This is a genomic window from Pseudomonas sp. 7P_10.2_Bac1, from assembly GCF_025465935.1.
In the GTDB taxonomy this organism is placed as follows: domain Bacteria; phylum Pseudomonadota; class Gammaproteobacteria; order Pseudomonadales; family Pseudomonadaceae; genus Aquipseudomonas.
Window position 1 is genome coordinate 112628 of the sequence record NZ_JANLNV010000058.1, and the last position, 8168, is coordinate 120795.

General features: G+C 54.6%; 6 protein-coding genes. 3 read left to right on the forward strand and 3 right to left on the reverse strand.

Annotation, left to right across the window (positions count from 1 at the left end; genetic code table 11):
- Positions 1-47: 47 nt before the first annotated feature.
- Entirely contained in the window at positions 48-287 is a 240-nt protein-coding gene (locus NTD86_RS10300) for a hypothetical protein (RefSeq protein ID WP_262202097.1), read from the reverse strand.
- A 609-nt stretch (positions 288-896) separates the two neighbouring features.
- Between NTD86_RS10300 and xerC the strand changes: the two genes are divergently transcribed.
- The 3 genes from xerC (at position 897) to NTD86_RS10315 (ending at position 3964) form a co-directional block, all read left to right on the forward strand.
- A complete protein-coding gene (gene xerC, locus NTD86_RS10305) occupies positions 897-1742 on the forward strand; it encodes a tyrosine recombinase XerC (RefSeq protein WP_262202283.1) in 846 nt (281 codons plus the stop codon).
- 90 nt (positions 1743-1832) lie between these two features.
- Positions 1833-2033 (forward strand): PLD nuclease N-terminal domain-containing protein, encoded by a 201-nt coding sequence (locus tag NTD86_RS10310; protein ID WP_262202098.1) that lies wholly within the window; start codon positions 1833-1835, stop codon positions 2031-2033.
- 380 nt (positions 2034-2413) lie between these two features.
- Entirely contained in the window at positions 2414-3964 is a 1551-nt protein-coding gene (locus NTD86_RS10315) for a TerC family protein (RefSeq protein WP_262202099.1), read from the forward strand.
- A gap of 64 nt (positions 3965-4028) precedes the next feature.
- Here the strand turns inward: NTD86_RS10315 and NTD86_RS10320 are convergent, their stop codons facing one another.
- Together NTD86_RS10320 and NTD86_RS10325 are read right to left on the reverse strand one after the other, a co-directional pair.
- Positions 4029-6449: a glucose/quinate/shikimate family membrane-bound PQQ-dependent dehydrogenase gene (locus tag NTD86_RS10320; protein ID WP_262202100.1), complete on the reverse strand. Its 2421-nt coding sequence runs from the start codon at positions 6447-6449 to the stop codon at positions 4029-4031.
- A 690-nt stretch (positions 6450-7139) separates the two neighbouring features.
- The gene (locus tag NTD86_RS10325; protein ID WP_262202101.1) at positions 7140-7745 is read right to left on the reverse strand and encodes a hypothetical protein; all 606 of its coding nucleotides are present in this window, start codon (positions 7743-7745) and stop codon (positions 7140-7142) included.
- Positions 7746-8168 lie beyond the last annotated feature (423 nt).

The window sequence follows — 8168 nt, forward strand, 5'->3', positions numbered from 1 at the left end:
ATAAGGAACTCCAGTGAATCAACAGTGGTTTTCAAGCCGGTGAGAGGTTAGCGCAAGGCACGCCTCTGAGGCTCCTGAAGATCGGCCATGCTCCAGCGCTGCTCCAGTTGACCTGTGGCAGGGCTGACGCGCCATTGCACCTGCTGGTGCGAAGGCTTGAGGCCGAATATGGGGGTTGAGAAGGGCGTACGGGCTTGGCGCGCAGCACTTGGCTCGCGGGACAACTTGACGCGCATGCTGGAAGTAAAGGCGCGGACGCCGGGTAAAACATAGGCTTTGAAAGTCATAACACACCTCACGACCGGACAACTGCCAGGCGAGGTCGTTACGTTGGAGCGTCAAGCTCTAGCGCAGTTGACCTCGCCCTGTCGGCGAGTCCCGTCAATGTCTGGATTGGGCGCCCGATCGGCCGTTTGTTCGGCGACCGGGCAGCGACTAGATACTGTGTCCATTAGGTTCTTATGTCAGTTAATAAAGTGCCGGCTGAGCCAGCCCATGCAATCTACTTAGAGGCCTATATCAAGTCAACGTTAAATAACGGCAAGTGCCAGCGGTACAGGAAACGTTCAGAGTTGATTCATTGGCAAGTTAAACAAGGCAGTAATGTGACAATTAAAAATTATTAATTGATTACGCTCTTTCCCTTTGGGAACTGGCGAAGGTTGCGATCGTTTATCAGACACATCGCCAGATCACAGCCTTGGTACCCTGGTAGCGCTACGAAGCATTGAAAAGCTATAAGTACCCATGGGCGCTATGGGTTTGCGTTATATTACGTCGTGTTTCAGCCCGTACCGAGAGTGGTTGTGTCGATTACTGACCCCGCAGCATTACAGCTTCTTCAAACGCCCGTTGCGCTATACCTGCAACAATTAGCGCCTTCCAGCCGTCAGACCATGCGCTATGTACTGCAGGATGCGGCAGATCGCTTGGGCGTCGATGACCTCGCCATCGAGGCATTCCCCTGGCATCAGTTGCAACCCGGGCATATCACGGCGCTGGTTTCTGCGTTACGTGCCGACGGTTATGCGCCCAATACCTCATCGTTGTATGTAAATGCGATTCGCGGGGTGATGAATCAGGCCTGGCAACAGAGCCTGATCACTCAGGACCAGTTGCTGAAGATTCGTGCCGTCAAGTCTGGCGGCGGTTCGCGCCTGACCAAGGGGCGCAACTTGCGACGCACGTTGATCCGCGAACTCATGGATGTCTGCGCTGCCGACCCGCGCCCGCAAGGGCTCAGGGATGCAGCGATTATTGCGATCCTGTACGGCTCGGGCATGCGCAAATCCGAATCGGTCAATATGGAGTTGCGCCAGGTCAATATGGCCGAGCGCAGTTTGCAAGTGCTGGGCAAGGGCAATAAGGAACTGATCAAGTTCGCGCCCGCCTGGGCTTTCGAAAAGTTGCAGGCCTGGCTTGAGTATCGACGTGCACAACTGCCTGAAGGCGTCAGCGACGATGCGTTCCTGTTCAATCGAATTCGTCGCGGCAGCCACATCACCCGTGAACGCATCACCAAGCACGCGATCTACTACATCGCCAAGCAGCGCGGCAAACAGGTCGGCGTGGATATCATGCCCCACGACTTTCGTCGATCGTTCATTACCCGGGTCATTGAGGAGTACGACGTTTCGATTGCCCAGAAACTGGCACATCACGCCAATATTGCGACCACGGTCAGCTATGACATGCGTGATGACAACGAGCGCCGCAATGCCACAGACCGTTTTTTGCTGTAGTCAGCGGTCATTTCAGAAGCATTTTGAAAAATTAATGAACCCTCGCGGCCACAGCCTACCTAAAGTTTTACAACTCTAGTGAGGTGATATATGGAAATTCCTACGTTTTGGGCTGTGTTAGCCGTCATTCTATTGCTACTGGAGCTATGGACCATCCGCGGGATCTTGAGAAGCAATGCGCCAGTGAACAGTCGGTGCATGTGGGTGGCGGTAGTGATCTTTGTTCCTCTGTTTGGCATGTTGGCCTGGCTGATCGTCGGCGCCAAACAGCATGCACATCCTAAGCCTTAACCATAAGCAGCACAGCGCCTCGCGATAAAATCGAGAGCGGAGCGATTAGCCTTGGCCCGGGTAATCGCCGACGTCCTTCGCGAGGCCCGCTTGCTGAATGGGCCAGGCCGCGGTGCAAAATCTTGTAATAACAATAACCGCGGGTAAATGCGGGAGTCGCTGTAGGATTGCCTCCCGAATTTCATCAAGGCCTATATGAACACCCTCCTGGAGCCTCCCAGTTTTTCCTTGCACCCTGCATCCGTCTTGCGCTTTGCCGCCACTCTTGAATCTTCAACGCGTTTCCCAAATTTATTGGGCGCGGGCTATAAGCCCGTCGCTTCGCATGCTTGTGCGCGTCACTCGTTGACCCCGATTTGTCGAGAGGCTGAATAACCGATATGGAATGGATTGCAGATCCCACGGCCTGGCTTGGCCTGTTGACATTGATCGTGCTCGAATTGGTGCTGGGCATCGATAACCTGGTGTTTATTGCCATCCTGGCGGACAAACTGCCGCCTGAGCAGCGCGACCGTGCGCGGGTTATCGGCCTGACCTTGGCGTTGCTAATGCGCTTGGGTCTGCTGGCCAGCATCTCGTGGATGGTCACGCTGACCGCACCGTTGTTTGAAGTGTTTGGGAAATCCTTTTCCGGCCGTGACCTGATCATGTTGTTCGGCGGCCTGTTTCTGTTGTTCAAGGCGACCATGGAGTTGCATGAACGCCTGGAAGGCCACGTGGCCGAGCGCAAGTCGAATGCGGTGTATGCCATGTTCTGGCCGATTGTTGCGCAAATTGTCGTGCTGGACGCGGTGTTCTCCCTCGATGCCGTGATTACAGCGGTGGGCATGGTTGAGCACTTGTCGGTCATGATGATTGCTGTGGTGATCTCCATCGGCCTGATGATCATCGCTAGTAAGCCGTTGACCAAATTCGTCAATAGCCATCCGACCGTCATCATGCTTTGCCTGGGCTTTTTGATGATGATCGGCTTCAGCCTCACGGCGGAAGGTTTGGGTTTCCACATTCCCAAAGGCTATCTGTATGCGGCAATTGGCTTCTCGATTCTCATCGAACTGTTCAACCAGATTGCCCGCTCACGTCGCAAACGCAGCTTGCAAGGCCTGCGCCCCATGCGTGAGCGCACGGCACATGCGGTGATGCGTCTGTTGGGCGGCCGTAAGCTGAACGAGGATGAAGTGGGTGAGGAAATTGCCGACATGCTCGAAGGCGGGGAGGCTGAAGAAGTCTTCCATCGACGTGAACGGATCATGATCAGCGGTGTGCTGCAATTGGCAGAGCGCCCGATTCGCAAGGTGATGACTCCGCGTGCCGAGATTGATCATATTGACCTGACAGATTCTGAGGAACAGATCCGCACCAAGCTGATGCATTCTTCGTACTCACGATTGCCATTGATCAGGGGAGGGCGCATCGATGAGCCGTTGGGCTTCGTGCATAAAAAAGAGCTGTTGAAGGAACTCTTAGCCGGTCATCAACCTGACCTTGAAGCGATGGCCCGCAAGACCATCAACTTGCTCGACAGCTTTACCATCCTCAATGCCCTGGAGCAGATGCGCAAAGAGTCGACCCATATTGCGTTTGTGATCAACGAGTTTGGCGACTTTATCGGCATCCTGACCATGACCGACATTCTTGAGTCGATCGCCGGTGAGCTACCGGATGCCAGTGAAATTGCAGGCCCGAATATTCAGGCCGAGGCGGGTGGTTTTCGGGTGAGTGGCGGTTTGAACCTGAGCCAGATCAGCCAGCACACGGGTTTTCCTGCCAGGGCAACGGATGACTACCAGACATTGGCCGGCATGGTCATGAGTTTGCTGGATCGTTTGCCGGTGATTGGCGACACACTGTCGTGGAATGGCTGGCGCCTGACCGTGGTTGAAGTCGAGGAGCGGCGGGTGACGCGGGTGTTGTTGACGAAGGAGGGGTGATTACCCCGTTACGTGCTTTTGAATAAAAAGACCCGCCTGATCAGGCGGGTCTTTTTTTAGCGGCTTACTCGTTGTCAGGCAACGCGTAGGCAATCACGTAGTCGCCGCGATCAGGGGACTGACGCGCGCCCCCAGCGGTGATGACCACGTACTGCTTGCCGGTCTTGGGCGATACAAAGGTCATCGGCCCCCCTTGGCTGCCCACGGGCAGGCGAGCTTTCCAGGCCTCCTCACCGTTGGCCGAATTGAAGGCGCGCAGGTAGTAGTCCTGTGTGCCGGCGATAAACACCAGGCCGCCTTGAGTGGACAGCGTGCCACCGAGGGTTGGCATACCGATCGGCAGTGGCAGCTTCATCTTGATGCCCAGAGGGCCGGTGTCTTGCACAGTACCGACTGGCACCTGCCAGGCGATTTTGCGAGTTTTCATGTCGATGGCAGTCAGAGTGCCAAACGGCGGAGCCTGGCAAGGGATACCGGCTACAGACAGGAAGCGGTTTTTGTTCACTGCATACGGTGTGCCCTTGAGCGGAACCGCGCCCATACCAGTGTTAAGGGCTTCACCGCCTGATGATGCTTTGGCGTCTTTATCCTGAGGCACCATCTGGCTCCACAAGCCCAGGCGCATGTCGTTCACAAAGATGAAGTCGTGTACCGGATCAGTCGACAGGCTGCCCCAGTTCATGCCACCGAGCGATCCCGGGAAGCTCAACGAAACATCAGTACCCGGCGCGGTGTACAGGCCGTCATACCGCATTTTCTTGAAGGCGATACGGCACAGCATCTGGTCAAACGGGGTGGCGCCCCACATGTCTGACTCAGTCAGTGTTTGCGCGCCGATCTGCGGCATGCCCACCGATTTTGGCTGAGTTGGCGAGTACGGTTCGTTCGGGATGTTCGAGGCCTTGACCGGAACTTCCTTCACTTCTGTCAGTGGCTGACCGGTGTGGCGGTCCAGCACATAGATCTGCCCGGCCTTGGTGCCGATCACCACGGCAGGTACTTTGGAGCCGTCGGCCTTAGTGAAGTCGATAAGGCTTGGCTGCATCGGCAGGTCAAAGTCCCATAAGTCATTGTGGACGGTTTGATACACCCATTTTTCATCGCCAGTGGTGGCGTTCAGGGCCAGGATAGAGGCGCCGTAGGTGTGGTCCAGTGCTGTACGCTCGACACCATAAATGTCGGTCGACGAACTGCCCATTGGCAAGAACACGGTGTTCATCAGCGGGTCATAAGACATCGGCGCCCAGCTGTTAGGCGTGCTGCGAACGTAGGTTTTGCCGTCAGCCGGGGCTTGTTTGTCCTGCGGATTGCCCGGGTCGAACGCCCAGCGCATAGCGCCGGTGACCACGTCGAAACCACGAATCACGCCGCCGGGCATGTCGGTCTGAACGTTGTCGGCAACACGGCCGCCAACCACCACTGTGGTACCCGCCATTAACGGTGCGGACGACAATTGATAGTAGGAGTCGGGCACATCGCCCAGGCCGGCCTTTAGATCTACCTGGCCGTTGTTGCCAAAGTCTTCACAGAGTTTGCCGGTATCGGCGTCGACGGCAATCAGGCGGGCATCAATAGTGTTGGTCAACAAGCGACGCTGGCAAGCGGCCCCCGGAGCAACATTGACGGCTGCGGCCGGGGTGCTGCCATCGGTCGGTGCTGCAATGGGAGCCGTGGCATCAAAGTAAGCCAGGCCACGGCAACGCTGCCACACCGCTGACTTGGCGTTGATTTCGTTCTTCCACAGCTCTTTGCCGGTGTCGGCATCCAACGCAATGATGTTGTTATGCGGGGTGCAGATGAAAACCTTGTCGCCCACTTGCAGCGGGGTCATCTGGTCCTCAGCGCCGTTGCCGTCACTGAACGCGATGTCACCGGTGTGGTAGGTCCAGGCCGGAACCAGTTTGGACACGTTGCTGCGGTTTATCTGATCAAGCGCAGCAAAGCGGCTGCCGCCTTCATCGTTCCCGTAGTGTTCCCAGTTTTTCTGCGCTTTGGCCGGATCAACCTTGGTCAAGCCAGGACCGTCGCCGGTTGGAGCAACCGAAGCGTGGGGCAGAAACATCCCCCAGAAGCCGGCAACAATGGCCACCGCGAGAGCAGCGCTCAACGCATAGCCACCGTTGCCATGCAGGCCATTAGCCTTGCGCAGCGTCGGGTAAGCCAACGCCACCACCAGACTCAGCACGGCCAAGGCAAACAGACGTGATACCAGCGGCCAGAACACCAGCCCGGCATCCGCCACCGCCCAGATAACCGATGCCACCATCACCGCTGCAAACAGCCAGGCACCGACCACACGGCGTTTGAACATCAGCACCGAAGCGACGAGCATCCCGATACCCGCGAGCACGAAGTACAGACTGCCGCCGAGAGTGGCCAAATAACCGCCGCCGGCGATAAACAGCAAACCGAAAACCAGCACGCCCAAAGCGGCGACCCAAATGGGCCAACGGCGCACAGAGGCCGTAGGTTGAGATGTATTCATGGTGCTTGACCCTATTGATGCATGAAATGGCGAGGAGATACGAAGTGATCAGCCTTCAAACACTAGCTCTGATTCCCGAAACAGAGGCTCAACGTTGAGACGCAATGTCTGATCGGGAGCAGAGCTATGTATGTTTGAACTAGATAGTTAATTAACAATAAGATACCAAAAAAAATCATCCTGCGACAAATTGTCAGCGACCGTGAGCAAGAAACACTCTTGTGGCAGGCGTAATAATCGGATGGGAGAGCAGGGGGCGTAGGCGGGGAAAACAGCGTAACGCTAGGGTATTTTCCCGCTGACAGTATCAATCGATGCACGCGTACAGCGAGCTGTGGAGGCAGGTAAGGTGCAGGGGGCTGATCTTAAAGGTGGGCATTGGCTGCACACAGCGTTGAAATCTTCAAGCGATTGGCACATGTAAATCCGCAAGGTATCTGCATGGGCGAAGACACCATAGGAAGCCAACAGCATCAAAATCAACCATCCCGAGCGAAGTAGCTTAGACATTGACAGTGCACACCACTGGGGGCAAGTGTGGCAAATAGCCGGAGGAGTTTTTAGAAATAGTAGTGCTCGAACAGGGGGGGAAGATGCCGGGAAATGTTCGGTGTTTATAGGTTGCTATTAATAACTCAACTAAACAGACATTTAGTTGAGTTATAACCATAGAGAATAACAAAGAAGGGGTTATCTGCTTGTCCGCCCAACTACTAGAAGAGCATTGAAGGCAATCTCAGCACCTGTCTCGGCCTCCTTGATTTGGTTGAGTACGGCCATTAAATGTACGTCAATCAGCTCTTGTGTCTCTTGATCTGCCAGATCCCCTAACAAGCCTACCATTTGTTTCAGGCGATTTACTTGAGAGAAAGCGTAGGCCAAACTGCTGCTCAAACTTTCACTGAATAAATCTGCTTTGTCCAAGAACTGAGGTGGAAGCTCGATTGTAATAGCCGATACTTTTTCGACTAATTGCTTTCGAGCAGATTCGTCTTCTCGCAAAGTTGCTATCAGCTTATCGCTGCCATTTGGAACAATATCGCTCCTGAATTTAGTAATTTGGATATGTGCAGCACCCACTGGAGTCGTCATGATCTGGGCTAAGAGCCTAGCGCTAGCATTGCGCTCCAGCTTTCGTTGATGCTTATCGAAAAGCCATACGGAAATTGCAGTTAATGCCGCTGCAGCAGTGGCAACTGCGCTGATTGCGTTCCAGTCAATGTTCCAATCCGTACAAAGCCACATTCTATTTCTCCGGCGCCGAATGAAGGCAATAGCATTGCTAATGGCTGGCATTCAATCATGCAGCAAAGGTATCGCCAAGCATTGCCAGTCTGCCTGTTGAAAAGCAGCCCCCACTGACCCTGACGCTCCAATACGAAGGTTCGCATAATGTATATTATGTTAAATCATGTGCTATATCAGATACGTTCATGAGCGTGTTAAACCACTGATTCGACAAACCTGCTTCTGCACCAATCGCGTTTTGAGTGGAAAGTCCCCCTCCACCCCCTCAAGCCCTTATATCCAGGGGGCTCCAGCACATCATCCCCCCTGATTTAGCCGGATTTTTAACGAAATAAGTGGAAAAATTCCTCGACCATGAAATAGTAACTCCTTGATTTACAAGGATTTTGTAGAAGCCACCCCAAATGGAATAGCTCCCTTGGCCAAGGAGAAATTAGTGGAATCCGTGTTCACGCTGCGAAACCCCACCAA

Bases quoted from the DNA above. Each gene is read 5' to 3' on its own strand.
- NTD86_RS10325 (WP_262202101.1), bottom strand. From the start codon at position 7,745: ATGCCAGCCATTAGCAATGCTATTGCCTTCATTCGGCGCCGGAGAAAT.
- NTD86_RS10315 (WP_262202099.1), top strand. From the start codon at position 2,414: ATGGAATGGATTGCAGATCCCACGGCCTGGCTTGGCCTGTTGACATTG.
- NTD86_RS10310 (WP_262202098.1), top strand. From the start codon at position 1,833: ATGGAAATTCCTACGTTTTGGGCTGTGTTAGCCGTCATTCTATTGCTA.
- xerC (WP_262202283.1), top strand. From the start codon at position 897: ATGCGCTATGTACTGCAGGATGCGGCAGATCGCTTGGGCGTCGATGAC.
- NTD86_RS10320 (WP_262202100.1), bottom strand. From the start codon at position 6,449: ATGAATACATCTCAACCTACGGCCTCTGTGCGCCGTTGGCCCATTTGG.
- NTD86_RS10300 (WP_262202097.1), bottom strand. From the start codon at position 287: ATGACTTTCAAAGCCTATGTTTTACCCGGCGTCCGCGCCTTTACTTCC.